Annotated in this window: 28 protein-coding genes; 9 read left to right on the top strand and 19 right to left on the bottom strand. The window is 41.5% G+C overall.

Annotation, left to right across the window (positions count from 1 at the left end):
• The 5 genes from EW142_RS09750 to murI all read left to right on the top strand — a co-directional run bounded on the left by EW142_RS09750 (nt 1) and on the right by murI (nt 5,733).
• Nucleotides 1-741, top strand: coding sequence for an isoprenyl transferase (locus tag EW142_RS09750; protein WP_130615654.1), 741 nt, complete (start codon nt 1-3; stop codon nt 739-741).
• On the top strand, nt 713-3,382 hold the full coding sequence (locus EW142_RS09745; RefSeq protein WP_130613348.1) for a BamA/OMP85 family outer membrane protein: 2,670 nt from the start codon (nt 713-715) through the stop codon (nt 3,380-3,382). Before EW142_RS09750 ends, EW142_RS09745 begins: the two co-directional genes overlap by 29 nt.
• Before the next feature lie 97 nt (nt 3,383-3,479).
• Nucleotides 3,480-4,316: an OmpH/Skp family outer membrane protein gene (locus EW142_RS09740; RefSeq protein ID WP_130613345.1), complete on the top strand. Its 837-nt coding sequence runs from the start codon at nt 3,480-3,482 to the stop codon at nt 4,314-4,316.
• Between the two features lie 43 nt (nt 4,317-4,359).
• Nucleotides 4,360-4,869, top strand: coding sequence for an OmpH/Skp family outer membrane protein (locus tag EW142_RS09735; protein ID WP_130613342.1), 510 nt, complete (start codon nt 4,360-4,362; stop codon nt 4,867-4,869).
• An 87-nt stretch (nt 4,870-4,956) separates the two neighbouring features.
• Complete coding sequence (gene murI, locus EW142_RS09730; protein WP_130613339.1) at nt 4,957-5,733, top strand: glutamate racemase; 777 nt, start codon at nt 4,957-4,959, stop codon at nt 5,731-5,733.
• Here murI and EW142_RS09725 read toward each other — a convergent pair.
• Nucleotides 5,730-6,227 carry a dihydrofolate reductase gene (locus EW142_RS09725; RefSeq protein WP_130613336.1) on the bottom strand — a complete coding sequence of 166 codons (498 nt, stop codon included), beginning with the start codon at nt 6,225-6,227 and terminating at the stop codon, nt 5,730-5,732. The genes murI and EW142_RS09725 overlap by 4 nt on opposite strands.
• Entirely contained in the window at nt 6,224-6,613 is a 390-nt protein-coding gene (locus EW142_RS09720) for a 2TM domain-containing protein (protein WP_130613333.1), read from the bottom strand. The genes EW142_RS09725 and EW142_RS09720 overlap by 4 nt, the downstream gene beginning before the upstream one ends.
• Before the next feature lie 54 nt (nt 6,614-6,667).
• On the opposite strand from EW142_RS09720, the gene EW142_RS09715 reads away from it, so the two are divergent.
• Complete coding sequence (locus EW142_RS09715) at nt 6,668-7,747, top strand: aminotransferase class V-fold PLP-dependent enzyme (RefSeq protein ID WP_130613330.1); 1,080 nt, start codon at nt 6,668-6,670, stop codon at nt 7,745-7,747.
• 158 nt (nt 7,748-7,905) lie between these two features.
• A complete protein-coding gene (locus EW142_RS09710; protein ID WP_130613327.1) occupies nt 7,906-8,202 on the top strand; it encodes an isoamylase early set domain-containing protein in 297 nt (98 codons plus the stop codon).
• 25 nt (nt 8,203-8,227) lie between these two features.
• Here EW142_RS09710 and EW142_RS09705 read toward each other — a convergent pair whose 3' ends face one another.
• From EW142_RS09705 to EW142_RS09685, 5 genes are read right to left on the bottom strand one after another with little or no spacing between them, the layout of a single operon-like run.
• Nucleotides 8,228-8,509 (bottom strand): DUF427 domain-containing protein, encoded by a 282-nt coding sequence (locus EW142_RS09705; protein ID WP_130613324.1) that lies wholly within the window; start codon nt 8,507-8,509, stop codon nt 8,228-8,230.
• A gap of 2 nt (nt 8,510-8,511) precedes the next feature.
• On the bottom strand, nt 8,512-9,480 hold the full coding sequence (gene egtD, locus EW142_RS09700; protein ID WP_130613321.1) for an L-histidine N(alpha)-methyltransferase: 969 nt from the start codon (nt 9,478-9,480) through the stop codon (nt 8,512-8,514).
• A gap of 15 nt (nt 9,481-9,495) precedes the next feature.
• Entirely contained in the window at nt 9,496-10,656 is a 1,161-nt protein-coding gene (gene egtB / locus EW142_RS09695; RefSeq protein WP_130613319.1) for an ergothioneine biosynthesis protein EgtB, read from the bottom strand.
• A 37-nt stretch (nt 10,657-10,693) separates the two neighbouring features.
• On the bottom strand, nt 10,694-12,187 hold the full coding sequence (locus EW142_RS09690) for a sensor histidine kinase (RefSeq protein ID WP_130613316.1): 1,494 nt from the start codon (nt 12,185-12,187) through the stop codon (nt 10,694-10,696).
• Nucleotides 12,188-12,197: 10 nt separating this feature from the next.
• Nucleotides 12,198-12,911, bottom strand: coding sequence for a response regulator transcription factor (locus EW142_RS09685; protein ID WP_130613313.1), 714 nt, complete (start codon nt 12,909-12,911; stop codon nt 12,198-12,200).
• Between the two features lie 225 nt (nt 12,912-13,136).
• Here EW142_RS09685 and EW142_RS09680 point away from each other — a divergent pair, with 225 nt between their 5' ends.
• Nucleotides 13,137-14,546, top strand: coding sequence for a hypothetical protein (locus EW142_RS09680; protein WP_130613310.1), 1,410 nt, complete (start codon nt 13,137-13,139; stop codon nt 14,544-14,546).
• Nucleotides 14,547-14,621: 75 nt separating this feature from the next.
• On the opposite strand, the gene EW142_RS09675 is transcribed toward EW142_RS09680, so the two are convergent.
• Entirely contained in the window at nt 14,622-15,449 is an 828-nt protein-coding gene (locus tag EW142_RS09675) for a cyclase family protein (protein WP_130613307.1), read from the bottom strand.
• A 25-nt stretch (nt 15,450-15,474) separates the two neighbouring features.
• Entirely contained in the window at nt 15,475-15,690 is a 216-nt protein-coding gene (locus tag EW142_RS09670) for a helix-turn-helix domain-containing protein (RefSeq protein WP_165395251.1), read from the bottom strand.
• Nucleotides 15,691-15,802: 112 nt separating this feature from the next.
• On the opposite strand from EW142_RS09670, the gene EW142_RS09665 reads away from it, so the two are divergent.
• Entirely contained in the window at nt 15,803-16,006 is a 204-nt protein-coding gene (locus EW142_RS09665; RefSeq protein ID WP_130613303.1) for a hypothetical protein, read from the top strand.
• 56 nt (nt 16,007-16,062) lie between these two features.
• Here EW142_RS09665 and EW142_RS09660 read toward each other — a convergent pair whose 3' ends face one another.
• The 10 genes from EW142_RS09660 to EW142_RS09615 all read right to left on the bottom strand — a co-directional run bounded on the left by EW142_RS09660 (nt 16,063) and on the right by EW142_RS09615 (nt 22,649).
• Nucleotides 16,063-16,680 (bottom strand): hypothetical protein, encoded by a 618-nt coding sequence (locus EW142_RS09660; protein WP_130613301.1) that lies wholly within the window; start codon nt 16,678-16,680, stop codon nt 16,063-16,065.
• A 53-nt stretch (nt 16,681-16,733) separates the two neighbouring features.
• Nucleotides 16,734-17,294, bottom strand: coding sequence for a hypothetical protein (locus EW142_RS09655; protein WP_130613298.1), 561 nt, complete (start codon nt 17,292-17,294; stop codon nt 16,734-16,736).
• Nucleotides 17,295-17,331: 37 nt separating this feature from the next.
• Nucleotides 17,332-17,844, bottom strand: coding sequence for a toxin-antitoxin system YwqK family antitoxin (locus EW142_RS09650; RefSeq protein WP_130613296.1), 513 nt, complete (start codon nt 17,842-17,844; stop codon nt 17,332-17,334).
• Nucleotides 17,845-17,918: 74 nt separating this feature from the next.
• On the bottom strand, nt 17,919-18,296 hold the full coding sequence (locus EW142_RS09645) for a hypothetical protein (protein WP_130613292.1): 378 nt from the start codon (nt 18,294-18,296) through the stop codon (nt 17,919-17,921).
• Between the two features lie 78 nt (nt 18,297-18,374).
• Nucleotides 18,375-18,791 (bottom strand): c-type cytochrome, encoded by a 417-nt coding sequence (locus EW142_RS09640; RefSeq protein WP_130613290.1) that lies wholly within the window; start codon nt 18,789-18,791, stop codon nt 18,375-18,377.
• Between the two features lie 26 nt (nt 18,792-18,817).
• Nucleotides 18,818-19,441 carry a toxin-antitoxin system YwqK family antitoxin gene (locus tag EW142_RS09635; protein WP_130613287.1) on the bottom strand — a complete coding sequence of 208 codons (624 nt, stop codon included), beginning with the start codon at nt 19,439-19,441 and terminating at the stop codon, nt 18,818-18,820.
• A gap of 116 nt (nt 19,442-19,557) precedes the next feature.
• The gene (locus tag EW142_RS09630) at nt 19,558-20,457 is read right to left on the bottom strand and encodes a carboxypeptidase-like regulatory domain-containing protein (RefSeq protein WP_130613284.1); all 900 of its coding nucleotides are present in this window, start codon (nt 20,455-20,457) and stop codon (nt 19,558-19,560) included.
• Between the two features lie 149 nt (nt 20,458-20,606).
• Complete coding sequence (locus EW142_RS09625; protein WP_130613281.1) at nt 20,607-21,227, bottom strand: hypothetical protein; 621 nt, start codon at nt 21,225-21,227, stop codon at nt 20,607-20,609.
• Nucleotides 21,228-21,266: 39 nt separating this feature from the next.
• Nucleotides 21,267-21,689, bottom strand: coding sequence for an SRPBCC family protein (locus EW142_RS09620; RefSeq protein WP_130613278.1), 423 nt, complete (start codon nt 21,687-21,689; stop codon nt 21,267-21,269).
• Nucleotides 21,690-21,755: 66 nt separating this feature from the next.
• Entirely contained in the window at nt 21,756-22,649 is an 894-nt protein-coding gene (locus tag EW142_RS09615) for a GNAT family N-acetyltransferase (RefSeq protein WP_130613275.1), read from the bottom strand.
• Between the last annotated feature and the right edge of the window lie 12 nt (nt 22,650-22,661).

The following is a 22,661-nucleotide window of genomic DNA, read 5'->3' as shown; positions in this document are numbered from 1 at the left end:
ATGCACACTTTAACCGATGTAAACAAGGATAGACTTCCCAAACACGTGGCCATCATTATGGATGGCAACGGGAGATGGGCGAAGCAACGGGGAAAACTCCGGGTATTCGGTCATCAGAATGGGGTGGATGCGGTTCGCAGGACCGTTGAAAACTGTGCTAAACTCGAAATAGAGTTCCTTACCCTTTACGCTTTTTCCACGGAAAACTGGAATCGTCCCAAGATTGAGGTCGAAACTTTAATGAAACTTCTGGTAGCCTCTTTGCGAAAAGAATTGGATACCCTTAACAAGAACAATATTCGATTAAGGGCCATCGGCAATATCGAATCACTTCCCACAAAGGCTCAAAAAGAACTTTCCGAAGTGATTTCAAAAACAAACAAAAATTCAGGATTGACCTTGACATTGGCCCTTAGCTATGGTTCTCGCGAAGAGTTGAAGACCGTGATTAAGGACATCAGTCTCAAAGTTAAAAATAATATAATTTCACCTGAAAATATTGATGAAGCCGTTATAAATACTCATCTTTACACGCATTTTTTGCCGGATGTAGACTTGCTTATTCGTACCAGTGGAGAGCATAGAATAAGCAATTTTTTACTTTGGCAGATTGCATACGCCGAATTATATTTTATTGACGTATTTTGGCCCGATTTTAGTGAGCATCATTTGGTAGAAGCAATATTAAGTTACCAAAATAGAGAACGACGATTTGGAAAAACTAGCGAACAACTCAATTGAGAACAAACTCCATACTATAAAACCATACCTAACACTACTCCTTCTCCTCTTCAGCCTAAATACCAGCTTTGCCCAGGAAACTTCATTTGAAGATGGCAAAACGTATATTTTAGGGGGTTTGTCGGTAACCGGTCTTCAAAGTTACAACGAGCAGACCGTAAAAACGTATACCGGACTCAGAGTTGGTCAATCCATTACCGTTCCCGGTGACCAGATAAGTGCTGTGATCAAGAAGCTTTGGAGTTTAGAGCTTTTTAGCAACGTCTCCATGTACTACACCAAAATTGAGGACGGAAAGATTTTCTTGGAGTTGAATATTTTGGAGCGTCCCACGCTGGCAAATGTTACCATTTACGGAGTCAAGAAAAGAAAAATCGATGATATCATCAATGATACCGATTTAAAGAAAGGCAAGAAAATTACCGAAAGTCTAATCGCCAACACAAAAAATTATCTTCAGAACAAGTATAAGAAGCAAGGCTACTTAAATGCCAAAGTTAATATCGCAACAGCTGCTGATACCTCGGGTACCAATACCCAAAATATGGTAATCAACGTTAATAAAGGAGATAAGGTAAAAATCAGAAGTATCACCTTTGAGGGCAACGAACAGCTGTCCGACAGTAGGCTGAGCAAAGCATTGAAGAAGACCAAAAAGAAGAAGCTTTATCGTTTTTGGAAGAAATCGAAATACATTAAAAGTGATTACCAGGAAGACCTTTCAAACCTGATTGATACCTATGCGGAAAGAGGATATCGTGATGCCCGGGTTCTTTCAGATACCTTCATTAAGGTCAATGAGAACAACATCGACCTTAAAATTAAGGTTGAAGAAGGAAATAAATACTACTTCGGAGATATCAACTTTGTAGGTAACTCGGTTTACACCGATAGGCAACTTGCACAGGTTTTAGGAATTCGAAAAGGGGCTACATATAATGGTGTTTTGCTTAAAAAACGAATTGCCGATGATTCCAAGCCTGATGGGGAAGATTTGACCAACCTCTACCAAAACAACGGTTATCTATTTTCAAGCATTAACCCGGTTGAGGTTTCTGCGGTCAACGATACCATAGATTTTGAGATTCGTATTATCGAAGGAAAAGAAACTTTCCTCAATCATGTTACCGTTGCCGGAAATGACAAAACCAATGATCACGTTATTTTCCGGGAATTGCGAACTCGACCAGGTCAGCGATACAGTAAGGACAATATCGTTCGAAGTATTCGGGAATTGGGTCAACTTGGGTTTTTTGATGCGGAACAAATCGTGCCGGATATTCAAAACCCAGACCCCAATGCAGGGACCGTGGACATAAAATATAGCTTGGTTGAATCAGGATCCAGTCAGATTGAACTGCAAGGTGGCTTCGGTGGGGGTGGCTTTATAGGAACCTTGGGGCTTTCGTTCAACAATTTTTCACTCAGGAATATTTTTAAAGGAGAGGCTTACAAACCTGTCCCAATGGGAGACGGTCAAACCTTCTCCCTTCGTCTTCAGGCAAGTCGGTCGTTTAGGGTGTATAGTCTGAATTTCTCAGAACCGTGGTTGGGCGGGAAAAAACCGGTTCGATTTAACTTTTCATTATCGCGGACCCAACAGTTTGCCAGTAATTTTGACAATAGGGGCCGAATTGATGTAGATAGGGATCGTGGATTTTCCATCACGGGAATTTCACTTGGTTTGGCAAAAAGGGTTCAATGGCCTGATGACTTCTTTACGGTATCCCATGCCTTGAGCTACCAGTTATATGACTTTAATGATTTCAATAACGGTCTTTTCAATTTTGGAAACGGAACCTCAAATTCCCTGAACTATACTTTTGGGATATCAAGAAGTTCTCAGGGACCGAGCCGAATATTCCCGCTGACAGGTTCCAATTTTGAGTTTACGGCCAAATTTACACCTCCTTACTCGCTGTTCAGAAATAAGGATTTTAAGGCAATACGCAACGAAATTGACGAAATTACCGAACGACTTTTCGAAATAGGGCAAACACCGGGTTCATTGGCAGAGCAGCAGGAATTTCAGAGTCTGAGTAACGATTTGGAAGAATTGGAAGAAGAACGGTTCAAGCTTTTGGAATTCTACAAGATCAAGTTCAGGGGCGATTGGTACACCCGTTTGGTAGACAAACTGGTGCTGCGTACCAATGCCGAGTTCGGGTTTTTGGGAAGCTACAATAATGATATTGGCGATGTTCCTTTTGAGCGCTTTTTTGTTGGGGGAGACGGTCTAGGAAACTTTACTTTGGATGGTAGGGACATTATTCAGTTACGGGGTTATGAAAACAGCTCTTTGACTCCTTTCATCATAAATCCGATTACAGGTCGCCAGGAACAGGACGGGGGAACCATTTATAACAAGTTCTCTCTTGAACTGCGTTATCCCCTCACGCTTAAACCAGCGGCTTCCATTTATGCACTTTCGTTTTTGGAGGCAGGAAACGCCTTCAACAATTTTAGCGACTTTAATCCGTTTGAATTAAAAAGATCTGCCGGAGTGGGGCTACGTATTTTTATGCCGGCATTCGGTCTATTGGGAATTGATTTCGGTTACGGCTTCGATACAGATGCCAGGCCCGGGTCAGTGGGTCCTAGCGGCTGGCAAACACACTTCATCATCGGGCAGCAGTTTTAATCAATGGAAAATTCGGGCATGGAAAAATGTCTAAGTAATTCATTTTAAATTATTTAGTAATTTGGCACGATATTTTCTTTATAAAAGCGGATTTCGCATGAATAGCAAGATTCTATGGTCATTTATTGCATTAATGACCTGCCTGTATGGCTTCTCGCAACGAGGTGTGCGCATCGGATATGTGGATATGGAATATATCCTTGAAAATGTGGAGGAATATCGAGAAGCTAGCGAACAATTGAGCGCCAAAGCTGAAAAGTGGAAGCAGGAAATTGAGCTCAAAAAAAGTGTCATTGAGCAAATGAAAAAAGACTTGATGGCCGAAAAAGTTCTTTTAACGGATGAATTGATTACCGAAAGGGAAGAGGAAATTCAGATTTTGGAAGCCGAAATGCTGGATTATCAACAAGACCGCTTTGGACCCAGGGGCGATTTGGTGCTTCAAAAGCAACTATTGATCCAACCAATCCAAGATCAGGTCTTTAATGAGGTGCAGAAAATAGGAGGAAATAAAAGATACGATTTTATTTTCGATAAATCGGCAGATGTCGTAATGTTGTACTCCGAAAAAAGACATGACATTAGCGACTTGGTTCTTAGGGAAATAGCTCGAACCCGAAAGGTGAGCAAATCCAATAGAAAAGCAAAAGAAAAAAGTCGTTTGGATCAGTTCAAGGAGGAGGAGGAAGAAGCCGATAAGGAAATCAGCGAAGCCCTGAAACAAAGACAAGAAAAAGCTGCGGAATCTCGCGATGCGAAGGCCAAAGCGGCTGAGGATCGAAGAGCGGAACAGCTGAAGTTAAGGGAAGAACGCAAAAAAGCCTACGAAGAAAGAAGAAAGAAGTTGTTGGAGGAACGCGAGGCAAAAAGAAATGCAAAGTTGGAGGATCGCAAAAAGGCGCAAGAACAACCAAAGGATTCAATTCAAAAATAGATATTGAAACACTAAAATTAACATTCAAATAGTAACTTAGATCATGAAAAATGTAAAGAAGATGGCCGTAGCTCTGGTTTTGTTTGTAGCGGCTACGGGATTTGTAAATGCCCAGAGTAAGGTTGCCCACATCAACGTGCAGCAATTGCTTTCTGAAATGCCTGAAATGAAGGCAGCTCAGGCCGAACTTAAAAAATTACAGGAAACCTACCGGGCGGATATAGAAAGTTCAATGACAGAGCTTAAAAATAAATATACCCAATACTCAAACGAGGCTACCTCAAAATCCGAAGAAGAGAACCAAAAAAGAGCGGTTGAACTACAGGGATTTGAAAAAAATATTCAAGAGGCGGAACAAGCTGCGGTACAAGAAATGCAGAAAAAGCAACAAGAATTGTTTGCACCTATTTCCGATAAGGCCAAAGCAGCCATTGAGAAAGTGGCCGCTTCCGAAGGTATCGAATATGTAATTGATGCCAGCCCAGGGTTGAGTCTAATTGTGGCCAAAGGGAAAGACCTTTTGCCTGCAGTAAAGCAAGAGCTGGGGTTCTAACAATTACGCTCAAAAAAATACTATAGAAAACCGCCTCCCGAAAGGATGAGCGGTTTTTTGTTGCTGTAATTCTAGCTATTTTTAGGTATGCAAAAACCCGTCGGTATTTTTGATTCTGGAGTTGGTGGTACATCCATTTGGAAAGAAATTCGAAAGAAAATGCCATATGAAGATACCATCTACTTGGCCGATAGCAAGAATGCCCCTTATGGGGCCAAGCCAAGTGAGGAAATCTTACAATTGAGCATAAAGAATGTAGAGCTGCTGTTAGAGAAAAATTGTAAAATTATTGTTGTGGCATGCAACACAGCTACTACCAATGCGATAGAATATCTTCGGAAAACCTATGAAGTGCCATTTATTGGCATCGAACCAGCCATAAAACCGGCTGCCCTTCATACGCAAACCAAGAAAGTGGGGGTATTGGCTACAAAAGGCACACTGTCCAGCTCTTTGTTCCACAGTACTTCTAAAATGTATGCTGAAGGCATTACTGTTATGGAACAAGAGGGGAAAGGTTTGGTAGAGCTTATTGAGCAGGGAAAGCAAGCGTCTGACGAAGTTCGGAAATTGCTGATCCAATACCTTGCACCAATGCTTGAGGTGGGAATAGATTGCCTTGTGTTGGGCTGTACACATTATCCCTACTTAATCCCAATGCTGACTGAAATTCTACCAAAGAATGTTCATATTATTGATTCTGGAGAAGCCGTAGCAAGGCAGACACACGCGGTGTTGGAGAAGCTTCAACTTTTGACTAAATCAGAAACATTGGGGACGTCAAAATTCTTTTCCAACAGCAATATTGAAGTCCTCAAAAACTTGGTGGGTAACCAAACTGAAGTGGCAAAGCTCGATTTTTAAATGTCCTTTCTTCGAAAGGTTTGATAGGTAAAATCGAATTGGTGTTTCTCATCCTTTCCGTGATACTCTTCTTTGACCAATTCCCATTGGGCGGTATCAATTTTAGGAAAATAAGTATCCGCTTTAAATGCAGCGTGGATTCGGGTTAGCTCAATATCAGTGGCCAGACTCATGGATTGTTTATAAATTTCGCCTCCTCCGATAATAAAGGCTCGTTCATTGGGCCCTACAATCGCTATGGCTTCCTCCAAGGAATGAGTAAGCGTACAAGGGAATTTTGGGATGTAGTTTTTATCGCGGGTCACCACAATATGTTCCCTATTGGGCAAGGGTTTTGGAAAACTCTCCAAGGTTTTTCGGCCCATAATGATTTTGTGGCCCGAGGTCAAGATCTTAAATCGCTTAAAATCATCAGGTAAATGCCAAGGAAGGTCATTGTTGATGCCCAGTGCATTGTTTTCACCGGCAGCGGCAATAATGATCAACTCTTTCAAGGTTCTTTTTTTTTATTGATGGAAGAAAGAGGGAACTCGGTCTCAATTTCCTTTTGTATTTCAGAGATACGTTTCTTCTGTTTCTCTACCAAAAGTTCACGCTGTCGTCTCTCCCAATCCTGTCCCATAAACTTATGGGTCACAAAAACATTAAAAGCATGAAGGATGAACAAAAAAGCCCAAACAAGAATGGCCCAAATAAACCAATCGTATTCTTCGCCGTATTTCAGGATTTTGTTGATTAAAACCAAGAAAACACTCCCAATCAAAAAAATGACAAAATGCGAAAACAAACGCTTCTTTTGTTTGATTCGTTTTTGAGCATTTTCGAGCAGTTCATGTTGCTCTAGGTCAACTGTACTTTTTTCCTTCTTTCTTGATAACATTGAATGGCTATCTTTAACAACAAATATAATTGAATTGCACCCAAAACATTAGTAATGCAAGACATAAGAGACAAATTTCCAGTGCTGAAACAATCTATCTATGCCAATACGGCCGCAACCGGACTTTTAAATGAAGATTTGCTCGAGTGGAGACAAGAACACGACTTGGATTATTTGATTGGGGGCAGTTTGATGAAAGAAAAGAGTTTTGAGCAGATGTTTTTGGTTCGCGAGTCAGTGGGACGTTTTTTCAAATGTGTACCCCAGAACGTGGCCTTGGTCCAGAATTTTAGTTTGGGATTGAACCTGCTCTTGGAAGGATTGCCCAAAGATCAAAATGTGCTGCTTTTAAAGGATGATTATCCCTCATTGAACTGGCCCTTTGAAACCAGGGATTTCAAGAGGGAATATGTTGAAATAAATGCTCAGCTTGAAGAAAACATTTATAACGAAGTAAAATCGGGGAAGTTCAACGTGTTAGCCTTGAGCTTAGTGCAATGGATAAGTGGGGTTAAAATAGACTTAGATTTTCTAAAAAAGCTAAAAACCGAATTTGAAGACCTTTTGATCATAGCGGATGGCACACAGTTTTGTGGTACGCAGCGCTTTGACTTTGAGGATTCAGGAATTGACGTGCTGGGTGCCAGCGCCTATAAATGGCTTTTGGCGGGTTATGGAAATGGCTTTGTTTTGGTGAAGGATGAGGCTAAGAAGCGTTTTGATGTGAAATCAATAGGAAACAACTCTGTCGACCGGGATATAACTAAACGGGATGATATTCCCTTTTGCAAACGCCTTGAACCCGGACACCTGGATTCATTGAACTTCGGAAGCCTAAAATTCTCCCTTGAGTTTTTAGAGCAAATTGGCATGCAGAACATTGAAGAACAGCTCAAAAAGTTGGGTCTAATGGCAAAAAAGGGCTTTCAGGAATTGGGACTATTGGATGAGCTTGTTCAACTTCGCGAAGAGCATAGCACCATCTTTAATATTAAGGGTGATGGTCGCCTATTTGATAAATTACAGCAAAATGATGTGGTTTGTGTGCAGCGGGGAGAGGGAATTCGCTTAAGTTTTCACTTCTACAATACTGAAAATGAGATAAAGACCATTATGGATATCCTCCGATCTTGATGATCCATATCATTTTTTTGAAAAATTGGAACCTCTATTTTATCAAAGTAATGCAATTGTAAGGGGCATTTTATCAATTTGATAAATCGACATTAACTTATTGTAAGAAAGCGGTTTTATATTTTGTTTTGCTCTGAATTTTAAAAAGAATTACGACCATGGCAATAAAAAAGCAATACCTAAAAAGCAAGCCAGTATGTAAAGTTACATTTACTGTGCCTGCGGAAGAAGCTAAAAAAGTAGCAGTAGTTGGAGATTTCAACAATTGGAACCCAAAAGGAAGTATGTTGAAAAAACTAAAGAACGGTACCTTCAAAGGAACCTTCGACCTTCCCATGGAGAACTCCTATGAGTTCAGATACATTGTTGATGGGAACTTTATTAACGATGAAGCTGCAGACCGTTACCAGTGGAACGATTACGCTGGAACTGAGAACGCGGTATTGGAATTGTAAAAACGATGAGGTCGCCATTGAAGATTTATTCTTCGATGGTGACCCCTTTCCAAAAAGCCACACGGCCTTTAATAGATTTGGCCAGTTCACTGGTCTCCGGATAGTACCAAGCTGCATCCGTATTTTCTTGCCCATCCACTTCAATGGAGTAGTACGAAGCGACCCCTTTCCACGGACAGGTGGTGTGCGTATCACTTGATTTGAAATACTCCTTTTTAATACTTTCTTCAGGAAAGTAGTGGTTGTTTTCAATTACGACCGTATCATTGCTTTCGGCTATTACCGTATTGTTCCAAATGGCTTTCATTGCTATTTTTTTAGGACATAGTTTTTAAAATACTCTTCGGGATCCGAAAAAGAAGTGACCACTTGTAGTCCTGATTTTTCAGCTAACCATTCCACAACCTCATCATCGTATTTCTGTGAGATTTCGGTGTGGATGGTCTCCCAACGCTTCAGTCGTACTTCGAGGTCCAAACTTTCGATATGTACCGTTTGCTCCACTTTGGAGACCAAATAGCTTTTCGCTGTTCCCGTTTCTGGGTCGTAAACCTCCCAATGCAGAAAATTATCGAGATTGAAATCCCCGCCCATTTCTTTATTGATTCGACTCAAGATGTTTTTATTGAACGCCTCGGTAATACCAGCTTTGTCATTGTAGGCATCTAAAATCGTCTGGGGATTTTTTTTCTGGTCAAGGCCCATGAAAATCAAATCATCTTCATGTATGGCATCTCTCATATTTATCAAGAATTCCACGGCTTGGGGATGTAAAAGATTTCCAATGTTGGAGCCCAAGAACAAAATCACCTTTCGCCTACCGTTGGTTTCGCCTATATCACGAAGTGTATCAAAATAAGTGCCTTGCAAGGTATTGATACTCACCTGCGGAATTTCTAGTTTTAAAGATGCCTCCAACTGGTCCAGGGCGTTTTGACTGATGTCGATAGGCCTATAATCGAAGGCAATGCTCTTGTCGACAAGATGTTGAAGTAAAATCTTGGTTTTCTTGCCATCTCCCGCACCGAGTTCAAACAAACTAAAAGGGTCCCCATTTTGGGCAAACAAGCTGGCTATTTCCTCTTTATGGTTTTCAAGAATATCAAATTCACAATTGGTAAGATAATACTCGGGCATCGCCATAATGTCCTGAAAGAGTTTATCCCCCACCTCATCATAAAAATATTTGGAGGATAAATGTTTGGGAAAGGTCGTTAAACCTTCAAAGACCTCTTGCTCAAAGGCTGAGGTGAATACAGGCGTATTTTTGTTCTGCATGTTTGGGTGCTGAAGTTATTTGGCCAACCGGATACCGGTAAACTGCCATCGTAATTGGGGGTGAAAAAAGTTTCTATAGGTGTGCCGGGTGTGTTTCGCCGGCGTGGCCACCGAACCACCGCGCAACACCTTTTGGTTGACCATAAATTTTCCGTTGTATTCGCCCAGGGCACCATCGGCCTTTTTATAGTTGGGGTAGGGCAAATAAGCGCTTTCGGTCCATTCCCATCGTTTGCCCCAAGGGAAAAAAGCTTGAGCCGCTTCCCATTCAAATTCTGTGGGTAACCGAAGACCCTTCCATTGCGCATAAGCAAAAGCCTCAAAATAGGAGATATGGGTCACCGGGGCATTGGAATCTATCTTTTGCAAACCTTGGGCAGTGTAGTGATACCATTCACCTTCCACTTCATGCCAATATAAGGGGGCAGAGACTTGATTTTGGTTTACCCAGTCCCAACCCTCGGCATGCCAAAGGTCAAACCGGCCGTAGCCACTATCGTTGATAAACTCAAGATATTCACCATTGGTGACCAACCGATTTGAGATTTCGTAGGACTGAAGGTAGACCTTATGTCTGCCCAATTCATTGTCGTAGCAGAAATCCTCCGCGGTATGTCCAATTTCATAGATGCCCGCTTCCACGGAAATCCAGTCCTGTTGGTGCGTCTCTACAGGGTGGTCTTGAAATGCTTTGGAGTAAACCGGTAACAGAGGATTATTCCCCAGAATAAACTTGATATCGGTCAACAATAATTCTTGATGCTGCTTTTCATGATGGATGCCAATCTCCAACAAGGCATTCAGTTCCTTGCTTTGTGATTCCTGAAAAAAGCCTTTGATGCCTTCTGTAACATACTCTCGGTATTCGTATACCTTTTTTACCGAAGGCCGTGAAAGATTCCCACGGTCTGATCGAACCACCCGTTTGCCCACAGTTTCGTAATAACTGTTGAAGACAAAAGAGAAATCCTCATTGAATTCCGTATAATCAGAAGCATGGGGTTTCAGGATAAATTCCTCGAAAAACCAGGTAGTATGACCCAAATGCCATTTGGGCGGACTCACGTCCACCACAGGCTGCACTACATAATCCTCAGTTTCAAGCGGTGAGCAAATATCTTCGGAATGTTTTCGGGTTTCCAGAAAGAAATCCAGAAGAGAATCGGTAAGAATCATAAAAAACTTTTACTGCTTAAAGATAACAATTATTGGCTTAGCCCATGGCGTAAACAGGCAAGCTAAAGCTAAAGGCGGTACCTTCATTGGGCTTGCTGAAAACCCGTATTCTTGAGTCGTGGATCTCCATAATTTTCTTTACAATGGCAAGTCCCAGTCCTGAACCTTCCTTCTGTTCCCCTGTTTTGGTCTGGCGGTAGCGCTCAAAGATCAAGGCTTGGTTTTCCTGTTTGATTCCCGGCCCGGAATCTTGGATGGTAACCTCCACATTGTCATTTTCCGATTCAATTTTTACAATAACCTTCCCGCCTTCGGGGGTGAATTTCAAGGCATTGTCCATTAGGTTTTGAATGGCACGTTCCACCAATGAAATATCCGCAAAAACCAATGGAATGTTCTCCTTCATGGCCAACTTTAGGTCAATGTTCTTCTTTTCAGCCAGCAGGGAATAGTTGCGGTGGATGTCGTTCGCCAGCTCACTGATCAAAAAGGGTTCTTTTTCCGGCTCAATCTGATTGGCCTCCAGTTTGGAGTACTCAAACAGCTGGGAAACGAGCTTCGAAAGGCGTTCGCTGCTTTTTGAAATGGTATTCAAGTACTCCTCGCGTTCTTTAGGTGAAAGTTCTGCATCTTTCATGTGTAAGGTTTCAATATAGCCTTGTATAATGGATAGTGGTGTTCTTAGATCATGTGAAATGTTCGCAATCAGCTCTCTTCGGAGTTGCTCTACCGATTTTAGTTTTTCGATATCGGAAAGAATGGTATCTGCCATGTGATTGTAGGTGGTGGCGACATTCGACAGGTCGGTTTTTTCGGCATTCTCTATACGATAGTGGAGATCACCCTGTTGAAATCGTTTTGCCGCATAGATGATCTGCCGCAGACTTCGGGTCAAATACCAAATGGCCAATATGCCCAATAGGGTGGCAAAGATCAAGGTGAGGATGGACCCTCCCAATCCCAATCGCATCCAATAACTGTTCATCAGATCGCTTCGGGTGGCCAAAAAGTCCTCTCCAGCCAAAATAATGTATACATAACCCTGCCGACCCTCTGTGTTGAACTCAGCGGCCGAAAAAATCGTCCGTTTGCTGAGGTCTTTGGGGTCATCGCCCAAGGTATAATTACCTCCCTCTTCAGCAATAAACTTTTTAATGGGCGCCAAATCCACCCGTTTTTCTTTGGTTTCCGGAGCGTCATGGTCCAACACCACGGAATATTGCACCCTTCCTTCTTGATCGAGCAAATACACTTCAATGGCCCGGTTCACGGCCATCATATCATGCATGATATCCCCAAAAAGCGCCTTGTTCACCGCCCCTGTGGAATCAAAAGGTTGGGCGTTTTGAAATTTTTCGTCAATAAGGTCTTGCGCTAAATTGGCATGCAGGCGCTGGGTGGTTTCGTAAAAATATTTGTTCGACAGATATATCGAAGTGATGGTGTACCCAATTCCCACCAACAATAAAATGGCCAAGAAGGAAAGCACCAGTTTTACGATAAATCGAACGGAGAGAATGTTGTTTTTCATGTTGGTCAGCTTAGGCTTCCGCCAGTTCTTCGTTGAATTTGTAGCCCACGCCCCAAGTGGTCAAAATAAACTTGGGATTGCTCATATCGGGCTCAATTTTAGAGCGCAGTCGGTTAATATGTGAATTCACGGTATGCTCGTAGCCTTGAAAGTCGTAGCCCCAGATCATGTTCAACAGTTGGGTGCGGTCGTAGCTTTTTCCGGGGTTGGAGGATAATAAAACCAAAAGTTCAAATTCTTTGGGGGAGAGTTCCACCTTTTTTCCATCCAACAACACCTTACGCATTTCAATATTGATGGAAAGCATATCGAACTCCATCAACTTGAGATTGCCGTTCAATGCCTTGGCCGTGTCTCCCATTTTTTGCCTACGGAAAATGGCCTTTACCCGGGCAAGAAACTCGCGAACGCTAAAGGGTTTGGTCAAATAGTCATCAGCGCCGACTTCCAAGCCCAAAACCTTGTCAATTTCTTCCGATCGGGCGGTAAGCATCATAATGGGAGAGGTGATGTTGTTGGCCCTGATTTTTTGGCAGACCTCAATACCGTCCATTTCCGGCAGCATCACATCCAAAATGATCAAATCGGGATTTTCATTGATGGCCTTCCGGAGTCCGGCATCGCCTCGCGTTTCCGATAGCACTTGGCAACCGAGGTCCTTTAAATGTATTTCCAACAGATGAATGATCTCGGAATCATCTTCAACAATCAGAACTTTTTTCATAATAAGACGAAATAAGATGTAAAGTATCACGAAACCTTCACCGTTTCGTTTCAAATTTGTGGGGTACACCTCTTAAAAAGTCTAATTTCTGGGCCAATCTTTACAATTCTCCACTCTTTTTATCATAAAACTCTGAAAATCAATGGATAATGAATATTGATTTTTATGTGATACTTCTGCAATAACTCGCCAGTTTCTTTGTGAAACAATTAAAAAAACTTCGCAATGAACAACTTAAAATCTTTACTACTGCTTTTGGCAATTGGGGTTTTCCTGGTCTCCTGCAAAGGGGATTCGGATGATGAACCCATTGTTTTGAACGCCGGAACCCTATCCGGAGGACCTTTTAGCATTATCGTTGATGGCACACCCGATATGGTATCGGGCATTAGCTTGGATGCCAGCAATTTGGTGGGCAGCAACCGCACCTACGTCATCACCGACGACATGAACAACGTTTTGGGAATTCCCCCTACTTTGGAGGCTGTGGAGGGCGTTGATTTTGACGCTGCCGGTACGGGCTCTTGCTACATTTATCACTTGGTGTACGAAGATGACCTTCAAGGTTTGGAACCCGGTTTGAACACCAACGATTTTGTGGGCGACTTTGACCTGTCCAACTTTATTGTGGTGGTGCGCAATGGCTTGAACGCTGGGGTACTTTCTGGTGGACCGTATGAATTTATCGTGGATGGAAATCCCGACATGGTCTCAGGTGTTACCTTGGATGCCACCAATTTGAACGGCGCAAATCAAACTTTTGTGATTACGGATGATGTGAACAATATTTTGGGACTTCCCCCAACTATTGAAGCAGTGGAAGGTGTCGATTTTGATGCTGCTGGAGTAGGGGTATGCCTCATTTGGCACTTGACCTACGAACCGGGACTGACTGGATTGGAACCTGGAATGAACGTTTCCGATTTTAATGGGGCCTATGCGCTGTCCAACGCCTTGACCGTCACCCGCAACGGTTTAAATGCCGGTGTTATCGGTGGAGGGCCGTATGAGTTTACGGTCGATGGAACCCCCGATATGGTGAGCGGGGTGACCTTGGATGCCACCAACTTGACCGGAAGCACCCAAAGATGGGTGATTACCGATGACCAGAACAATATTTTAGGCCTTCCCCCAACAATCGATGCGGTGGAAGGGGTTGATTTTGATGCCGCCGGTGTTGGGGTATGTCTTATTTGGCATATCACCTACGAACCTGGCTTGACCGGATTGGAGGCTGGCAACAATGTGTCCGATTTGGAAGGCTTTTACGCCCTTTCGAATTCCCTGACCGTGACCCGAAACGGATTGAATGCCGGAGTTCTCTCCGGAGGTCCATTTACATTTTCCATTGATGGGTATCCTGATATGGTGAGTGGAATTAGCTTGGACGATAGCGAACTTACTGGAAGCAAGCAGACCTTTGTAATTACCGACGACCAAAATACTATTTTGGGCCTTCCCCCAACCATTGAGGCTGTTGAGGGCGTAGACTTTGACCCCGCAGGGGTAGGGGTGTGCCTTATTTGGCATTTGACCTACGAAGATGGGCTTCAAGGTTTGGCTGCCGGTAAGAATGTGGCAGATTTTGAGGGCTTTTACGCGCTGTCGAACTCCATTACGGTGACCCGCAATTAATGAAAAAGAGGATTAGTTAGTGCTTTCCTAACGTGGTCACCCTATAGGCACCCAAGCTTTTGCTTGGGTGTTTTTTTATTCCTGCAACAGAGCGATAATACGCAATGGGGCACCACTGCCCCCTTTGATCTTCATGGGCAGGGCCACAATTTCAAATCCTGTTTTGGGAAGTTGGTCAAGGTTGGTGAGGTTTTCAAAGGCCGGGATATTATGGGAGAGCAACACCACATGGCTTTCAAAATACTGCGATTGCCCGTAATCGATGCTGGGGGTATCGAGACCTATGGCGTTGATGTTTCGGTTGTTGACTAGCCATTCTGCCGCCTCGGGTGCTAGCCCCGGAAAGTGCATCAACTTAATGGCTTCGTCCCCGCGTTGGTCGGTGCCCATATACTTCATTTTATCGGGATAAAATTGGGAATAGCCGGTTTGTAGGAGCACAATGCTGCCATCGGGAATCTCTTGTTTTTGTTCGGCCTCCCAATCCAAAAAGTCTTGCACGCTGACCAAATAATCGGGATTGGCCATGACCTTGGCCGATACATCTATTTTGATGGCCGGGCCCACCAAACGCTCCAGCGGAATTTCATCAACGGTCTGTTTGCCGGCGGAAAAGTGGATGGGGGCATCGATATGGGTGCCACCATGTTCGGCCGTGGCAATATTATAGGCGGAATAGTAATAGCCCTTATCGGTCTGGCCCTCAAAAACGGTATCGAGCTCAAATTCTTTGGCGGTGACCCAGTAAATGGTCTCTTTGGAATAATCGTGCGAGAGGTCGACAATCTTTTGGGTCTTGTTGATGGGTTCGCTTGGCTCGGGGGTTTTGGGTTGTGGGTTGCAGCCCAAAAGCAGGGTGAAAACAGCTAGTGCAAATAGGATATTGGAATTTAAACGCTTCATACCGCTTAAGGTACTGCGGGAATGCTTAAAAGTCAAACAGTTCTTTGAGTTCGATGTTCAGAGCCGTTGCTATAGTGTAGAGTGTGTACGTGTTTGCAGAAACCTTATGGTTTTCGATAAGCTCGATGTGTTGTTTATCGCGATTGCAAAGTCGTCCTAATTCAGCTTGGGAAATATTTCTCTCATTTCTCAACTGTTTGATTCTATTCCCAATTTTTATGGAAAGCTCTTTCCTCGTCACAATAAATTATTACGTACAAGGCAAATTTGAATAGATTAAACTGATAAAAAGTCATAACATGTTATGACTATGTTGATTTTTAATTATATTTATGTCATAAATAATTATGACGATGGATGAAAATGAAGAGAGTCAAAAGCCAAAACACTTGTTCAATATGATCAAGGAGGGCTATGGCTCACCAAGTAAACTAGCTGAAGTATTGGATCAGGGTGTCGAAATGCTATTTTATGTAGAGGAAGGTGCTTTTGCCCGAGCCGAAATTCAAAATGTGGCGGCTGCTTTGCGAAGTATTTGTGGGGTTTTGAGGGGGTAAATAATAGTAAGATTTAGTCTTTATTTCTTATCAAGAAATTGCGTGAATGTAAAGTGCTATTTGGTTTCTTCTTTCTTTCGATCAACCAAATTTCTTAATTCGTAAAATTTAAAAAGTTGACCGGTTTTTGATTCATCTAATTTTTTCCACTCAATCCATTCAATTTGAGTCACTGTATCGTATTCTCCAATTAATCCATCCAAAAGAATATAAATGGCATTTTGTTTATGTCCATTTCCATCAAAACCCCTAATAAAAAGCTGAATACCAATTTTGTGTCCTTCGTCCACATACTTGAAGAATATATCGGAGTATGAAACGGAAAAATCACCATAATTAATCTTCAAATCATCACCAGGAATTCTTTGACGAAATGCGTTTATTTTCCAATTTGTTATTTCTGGTGCCGCCTGAACTAGTTTCTCCACTGCAGGAAAGAACTCTTCAATTCCGTCCGCGGAAATCGTTAATTCTCTAATGCCATTGTCCATAATAGGGCTAAATTCCCAGGTGAGCTCATTGTCCACCTTAGACAATTCTGAATTGAGTTTTTGAAATAGGGGTTTAGTAGTGTCAATTCCATCAACCTCTTTGTAATAGGTTAGATTATTTTTTGAGAACCATTCCCAAAATTTCTCTTCCTTAGTTTTTGTATTGCAAAAGCTGAAAATCATGCAAATTGGGATTGTCAACAAAGTTTTCCTCATGGGTTCAATTATTCCTTGTATTATTCAGAGTAGATTTTATGTGGTTTTCCTTTACCTTTTAGAATCACATTCAGTTTATCGCCCAAATCCAGACCTTTCAAAAAATCCAATTGCCGCTCAAACAAAAAGCCGTTGGCTACAAAGTCCATTTCATAATTTCTTGCTGTTATGTTTAGCTCCATTGGTCCTATCGAGTACTGATTCATGCGTAAACCAAAATACCTTGCTTTTAGAACTGAAACCCCTAATTTCATCAAAATCCACATGGGATAAAAAGGGGTAGGGTTAATTTCTTCTTTTCCACGAGTAATTTTTATCTCGAGAATATCATCTTTAGGAATTGGGATAAGAGCAATTTTATTTGAAAAATTGGTATGCAGTAATAGCCCGTTTATCCTTTTTTCAAGATTACATTTAGAGTCAATTGGAATACTTTCGAATCCACCAGACTTATTTATAAAGGATTTTAGAAAAAGACCAGGGCCACCTTTCGCTTCAGGTTTTCTCCAATTCAATTTAATGGATTCACCAACCAGTTGTTCTATTTTGCGGTCGTCGATATTTTCTTCGGTCAATATCATTTTATAGGGGAATGGTATTAAGTTCAATTTCCAATAGCTATTGTTTTATCTTTTTTCCCCTACGGTAGTAAAATGTTAGTTTAGTGCCATCCTCCTCGAAGCAATATTCCTTACCATGTTTTTTACCATTTAGGAATTCGCAACTATAAGTGATTATTCCATCTCGTTTGGTTTCTTCGAGGATTTTGAGTCCATTTTCATCATAATGTGTCAACTCTTGCCATGCCCCTTTTTCATTTGACAAATACTTTACTGTTTGTTTAGGGACAAAGTTTTTGTGGTAGATGGTTTTTGCAGCGGGTTCTTTGTTCCGAGAATTAAAGTAGTTGATACTGTGGAGTATTACGCCATCATTATAAAAATCTTCAAACACTACATGACCATTTTTACGAACTTTCTGGGCAACTCCTGTGAATCTTGTATTATTTGAGACTTTGTAGACAAGCCCATTATCGATGTAAATTTCTTTTATATCAAGATTGTCTTGTCCGAAACTACACAAAATTGAGAATAGGGAAAATAATAGTGCAGCTATATAATTTATGCTCATAAAAATCATTTCCTTTACTTCTTGACTCTATCCTAAAGATAATGGATTGTTGGGGTTTTGTTTATTGAGAATTTTCAATTGGGCTTTTCATAGGTAATAATTGAACGCAACCTATCTGGTAAGATTACAGGTTTTATCAAATCAATTTCTCCGAATTGTGTTAGCAGTGGTTTTTCAAAATTTAGAAAATGAAGAAAAAAGGCCAGTCTTGTGAAGTTAGAAGTGTCCTTAGGTGTGTCCATCCAATCACCTATAATCATTGTTCCATCAAAATTTAGAAATTTCTCATCCCATGGGGTCTGCCAATTCATCTTGTCAATTCCCTCTTGGGCCTGTGTAATTTGTCCGACATCAATATTCTGGTGATTCTTTTCAATTCCCAATTCGATTAAATGAACGTCCTTTTGTCCATCTATTTCATAAGTGCCAATTAATTGAACTATTTCACTCATTTTATTAAATGTATAAAAGTGTTGTCGGCCAAGATTTTGTGGTGTTATTGTGCGTCCTAGCGCGTATTGTTTTAGTTTTCATTTCAAATATTCAATCAAAAACTCAAATTCGGCATCGGAGTACTTAAACTTATGAACGGTTCCGTTATTTCCCCACTCATTTTTTAAAGCAAGAGCATATTCATCTTTGGCGTTCAACAAGGAATCTTGTTTTGTTATATATAGTTTCAAATATTCAACACCCACCTTCTCTACAATGTCATGCAGATAATTATGTCTCATGTATTTTGCAACATGGCATTTTCGGCAATCTTCCATGAAAATTTCCTTTCCACGTTCAAATTCTACCGTGGTCTTCTCAACATTGTCAGATGGTGGAGGTATTTCAGTAGTGTTGCTATCGAATTCTTTTGTTCCATTCTTAAGAATGAAAACCAGAAAGATTCCAATCATTAAAACCAAAATCAATAGCAAGTAATACTTTATTCTGTTCATCCGGGTTTTGCCTGCGATCTTTTGGGTCAAGGTTCTTGACGAATACTTGGCTTTTTTGTTTTTGACTCCACAAAGATTCGCCCATTCAGTGGTGTCCATATTCCAATGGCGTACTCGTCTTCGGTTCTGAGCCTTTGAAGCTCAAAAATCTTTTCGCTTGTTAAATCACTCCAATATTTTACTGGAATCTCTTTGATTATTCCGAATAACAGTTTGTCTCCACCTTCACAGGTCGTTTCAATATGTAGCTCGGTGGGCTCAAAGGTCAGTTCGTATTTGAGTTCGCCCTTGCCATCATAAATTTTCCAGGGTCCTGCGCGATAATAATAAAAAGAGCGACAGGCCCCACCCATGCAGCAACTTACATAGGAGCCCAGACGGTAATTCCCTTGCATTTTTAAAGTTCCATTTTCAGTGTATTCTTTCCAATAGCCAACTTTTAAATCGCTAACGCCATTTTTGCTCACGGCAACTGCTCCTTTGCCCACTAAAACCCCATCTTTTTTTAGCTCAATGATGGTATCTTTTTTGGGAAGACCATTTTTTAACTTCCCATAAAGCTTATTGTCTGCAATGTAGATGGCGCCTTCCTGTGCAAATGAAATTTGCGATTGAAGAAGAAAAAATGCTATGGAGATAACTATTCTCATGTTTTGGAGTTTTAAACGCTGACAAATAAAATCTACCTTCTCTAAAGATAGTGGATTGTTGGGGTTTTGGCTGTTCCAATTAAGCTGAAACAAAGTCTTCAAAGCATTGGGGACGTTTATTTTCCTCTTTTATGAAGATAGTAGGTGAACTCAAAACCAACGCCCAAACTTAATTCATTAAAACCACCCACTTTGGTATAGCGGATAAAGCTAGAAAGCCGTTTGTAGGTATACTTCGCCTCAACTTGGTATTCGCTTAAGTTCCTATAAATGCTGGTTTTCGCATCAATGTAGGTATAAAACGGCCGGCCAATCCACGTTCCAAACCCAACCAGCGGCCCGTTTGACCTTACCGTCTTGTTTTCATCGACATCCACGAAGTCTATGTTACTGAAACCCGCTATGAGTTTTACTCCTCTTAGGCTTACATCACCATGTACGCTATAGCTGTTGGAATCGATACGATCATCAAAGTTCAGATTTCTAAGGGATGTCTTAAGGTCAATCCGTATTCCACAATCCGCGTAGAAATGTTTTAGATCGAGATTTGCAGTGAGGAATCGGTTTTCCCGACGATTGGTTTGGTACCCTATGCTACCCCCTAATACAGGTCGACCAAACATAATGGGCGAGGTGAACTCAAATTGGCCCCCCAACGGGTTGTTGAGTATGCCGCTTTGAACATGAAATCCGATTTGTTGGCTGTCGAAAAAGCAGATGGTGCAATCTTCTTTTAAAAAGATTTCGAGAAATCGTTCTTCGCCCAATTTGTAATCAAGGGTTTTGACCCCGAGGTAGGAGAACGTAAGAACACGCAGCGAATCCGGCACATTTATTTTGAAGTTGCCATCAAAGTCTGTTTGTGTGCCAATTTGTGTGCCCTTTACCACCACATTGGCCCCAGGTAAAGGATAATCTTCCCCTTTGATTTTGACTGTACCCGAATATTCGGTGGTTTGCGACTGGGCAAAAGCGAATAGGGAAAGAAAAAAAAGGAATGCGTAGTTTTTCAACATGGTGTAGTTATTTGTTGAAACCAAATTATTCCTTTATCGCATGCGGGAAAACCAGAAATGAGCAAAGTATCCTTTTCAGTGCGTAAGTGGTTCTTTTATGTATTCCGGTTACGGCTCCAATTGATTTTTACAAAGTGAAGTAGTTCAAATCAAGGGTTATGGTCTTGATGGAGTCTGTTCACTTTCGGCTGTATAATCCAAACACCAACAAAGGAAATCCACAAAAGAAAAAACTCTCCAATAAAGTCTCCAAAGTTTACCTTCCGTTGCAGTTCAACTGTTTTTATGGTCTTGGCTGCAAAGTACAGACAATACAAAATACCCAACATGGAAAGTAGATGCAACGGTAATATAAGTACAAGATTGAAGCCCAAATTCTGCATGTAAAGAAGTACAAACTCCGGGTATGATCCCGTAAAAGAAATGAGGATGAATAGAATGTAGAGAAATGGGACAAAGAAAAAAATCTTGAATTTTTTTACTTTCATGGGGATGTCGGTCGGAATCTTTTTCTGCAATCCAATCGCCATGGACCAAATCCACCCAAAAAACACCAGTGCTACCAAGATTGTTGTATAGGGTAAAAATTCGAATTGAATAAACTCTTCATTTAAGACTTGGGTAAACCCCTTGCTGCCCATATCGGGTTCGGGAATGGGTTCGATTTCCCTAAAAATATGGGAGTAGGAATACAGTTGAAGTGCAACAGGAAGTACAAAAAGTACCAAAAACAGCTGCCAGTGTTTGGCTCTTAAGAAAAGGTTGGTCATTATTTTCTTTCTTCTAAAATAGTGGATTATTATTTTTTTTCAGTTATCAACATACCCTTGACCCCACGTCCTGTTGGGGTCGTGGTTTCGTAGATCACATTGAAAATCAGCCACAGCCTTTAGGTTCATCAGTACCGAAACCCAGCCAGCGTTTACTTCTGCGAATTCGCTTTCCGCTACATTTTCATTGGTCAAGGTTAGGTCGGTGCCGCCATTTTCGGAAGGGACCAACGTAAACTTTACCAAACTGTCAAAATAGTCCAAATGGAATTCTTGATTGGAGATAGTTTTCAGGATTCTACTTTGATAGGTTTGGCTATTTGGGAACTCGAAGTGGATTTGACCATCGATTTCCTCCGCTTTTTCTGCCCAGAACTTTGCTCTGCCTTCGGCGGTAGTCAACAAGTCGAAGACGGTTTTGGGGTCAGATTTCAAATATATTTTCCAAGTGATGGTGCTCATGGTACTGGTATGATCTCTAATGCTCGAAAAGGTGCACTTCCCCTAGTTTTAAATCCTTAGTTCCAATCAGGCGTGTGATAAAACAGGAAATCTGCACTGGTTGTTTTTGAAAAACCCCAGATGGTCTTTCCATACAAATAAAGTGTCTTCGCCTGTTACTAAGCTAGTTGAAAAATCCGTTTCGTCCAAAGGGGTGAATCCCAATGCTGCCTTATGGGTTCCTTTCTTGGACATGTATTGAATCACTTCATTCACGTCAACTGTTTCTCTACAAAACACATCGTCCACAATTAGGGTGTCACCTTCATACTCAGCAACAACAATAGCCTTTAGGCTTTCAATGTAGTAGATGCTATTTTTTTTAAAGGAAAGACAGTAAAACATGACCAAGGGGACATTATTGCGTGCTGCTACTTTAGACACTGGTGCGGAGGTACGTATGGCTTCAATGAGCTGCTCTTTTTCCTTTTCGTTCGCCATGTTGAGTTGTTTTATACCCGAAGCTCCAGAAGGTTTTACAATTTTGGAATGTTGGTATTCAACTAGTCTCTTGAAATTGAACTTGGGATAAAAGTCAAGAACACTGTCATTGGCAAAAAGGTAAATAAAGTCACATCGGTCCTTCCACTCACCCAGTACGCGTTCCAAAATGAATTTGTTAAGACCTCGCTTGCGATAGGCCTCATCGGTCATTACCGTACCAATTTGAATACCCAACTTTGCCTTGTTTTCGATATTGAACTCAATTTTACTTATCGAAACGTTGGAGATTATCTTGTCATTATGCAGTAGGGAGTAGGGAACATAGTGGTCGCCCCAATACCCATCTTGATACCACTGTTCGAAATCGAAGCCAAAGGTGACAGTGGTGAGTTCGTTAAGACTTTTTCTTAGGTCTGCGTTGTCCCTGAAGTTTTTGACAAATTGATATGTGTTATCGTTTAGATTTATGATTTCCATTAGGGATAACTC

The organism is Flagellimonas allohymeniacidonis (genome assembly GCF_004296335.1).
Classification (GTDB): domain Bacteria; phylum Bacteroidota; class Bacteroidia; order Flavobacteriales; family Flavobacteriaceae; genus Flagellimonas; species Flagellimonas allohymeniacidonis.
This window is presented reverse-complemented; position numbering and strand designations above follow the sequence as displayed.

Excerpts from the sequence above, each read along its gene's own strand:
- EW142_RS09665 (WP_130613303.1), top strand. The coding sequence starts at position 15,803 with ATGGATGAAAATGAAGAGAGTCAAAAGCCAAAACACTTGTTCAATATG.
- egtB (WP_130613319.1), bottom strand. The coding sequence starts at position 10,656 with ATGATTCTTACCGATTCTCTTCTGGATTTCTTTCTGGAAACCCGAAAA.
- EW142_RS09635 (WP_130613287.1), bottom strand. The coding sequence starts at position 19,441 with ATGAGAATAGTTATCTCCATAGCATTTTTTCTTCTTCAATCGCAAATT.
- EW142_RS09645 (WP_130613292.1), bottom strand. The coding sequence starts at position 18,296 with ATGAGTGAAATAGTTCAATTAATTGGCACTTATGAAATAGATGGACAA.
- EW142_RS09640 (WP_130613290.1), bottom strand. The coding sequence starts at position 18,791 with ATGAACAGAATAAAGTATTACTTGCTATTGATTTTGGTTTTAATGATT.
- EW142_RS09625 (WP_130613281.1), bottom strand. The coding sequence starts at position 21,227 with ATGACCAACCTTTTCTTAAGAGCCAAACACTGGCAGCTGTTTTTGGTA.
- EW142_RS09655 (WP_130613298.1), bottom strand. The coding sequence starts at position 17,294 with ATGATATTGACCGAAGAAAATATCGACGACCGCAAAATAGAACAACTG.
- EW142_RS09715 (WP_130613330.1), top strand. The coding sequence starts at position 6,668 with ATGCAAGACATAAGAGACAAATTTCCAGTGCTGAAACAATCTATCTAT.
- EW142_RS09705 (WP_130613324.1), bottom strand. The coding sequence starts at position 8,509 with ATGAAAGCCATTTGGAACAATACGGTAATAGCCGAAAGCAATGATACG.
- egtD (WP_130613321.1), bottom strand. The coding sequence starts at position 9,480 with ATGCAGAACAAAAATACGCCTGTATTCACCTCAGCCTTTGAGCAAGAG.
- EW142_RS09740 (WP_130613345.1), top strand. The coding sequence starts at position 3,480 with ATGAATAGCAAGATTCTATGGTCATTTATTGCATTAATGACCTGCCTG.
- EW142_RS09620 (WP_130613278.1), bottom strand. The coding sequence starts at position 21,689 with ATGAGCACCATCACTTGGAAAATATATTTGAAATCTGACCCCAAAACC.
- EW142_RS09685 (WP_130613313.1), bottom strand. The coding sequence starts at position 12,911 with ATGAAAAAAGTTCTGATTGTTGAAGATGATTCCGAGATCATTCATCTG.
- murI (WP_130613339.1), top strand. The coding sequence starts at position 4,957 with ATGCAAAAACCCGTCGGTATTTTTGATTCTGGAGTTGGTGGTACATCC.
- EW142_RS09660 (WP_130613301.1), bottom strand. The coding sequence starts at position 16,680 with ATGATTTTCAGCTTTTGCAATACAAAAACTAAGGAAGAGAAATTTTGG.
- EW142_RS09650 (WP_130613296.1), bottom strand. The coding sequence starts at position 17,844 with ATGAGCATAAATTATATAGCTGCACTATTATTTTCCCTATTCTCAATT.
- EW142_RS09750 (WP_130615654.1), top strand. The coding sequence starts at position 1 with ATGCACACTTTAACCGATGTAAACAAGGATAGACTTCCCAAACACGTG.
- EW142_RS09630 (WP_130613284.1), bottom strand. The coding sequence starts at position 20,457 with ATGTTGAAAAACTACGCATTCCTTTTTTTTCTTTCCCTATTCGCTTTT.
- EW142_RS09675 (WP_130613307.1), bottom strand. The coding sequence starts at position 15,449 with ATGAAGCGTTTAAATTCCAATATCCTATTTGCACTAGCTGTTTTCACC.
- EW142_RS09615 (WP_130613275.1), bottom strand. The coding sequence starts at position 22,649 with ATGGAAATCATAAATCTAAACGATAACACATATCAATTTGTCAAAAAC.
- EW142_RS09690 (WP_130613316.1), bottom strand. The coding sequence starts at position 12,187 with ATGAAAAACAACATTCTCTCCGTTCGATTTATCGTAAAACTGGTGCTT.
- EW142_RS09735 (WP_130613342.1), top strand. The coding sequence starts at position 4,360 with ATGAAAAATGTAAAGAAGATGGCCGTAGCTCTGGTTTTGTTTGTAGCG.
- EW142_RS09680 (WP_130613310.1), top strand. The coding sequence starts at position 13,137 with ATGAACAACTTAAAATCTTTACTACTGCTTTTGGCAATTGGGGTTTTC.
- EW142_RS09710 (WP_130613327.1), top strand. The coding sequence starts at position 7,906 with ATGGCAATAAAAAAGCAATACCTAAAAAGCAAGCCAGTATGTAAAGTT.
- EW142_RS09720 (WP_130613333.1), bottom strand. The coding sequence starts at position 6,613 with ATGTTATCAAGAAAGAAGGAAAAAAGTACAGTTGACCTAGAGCAACAT.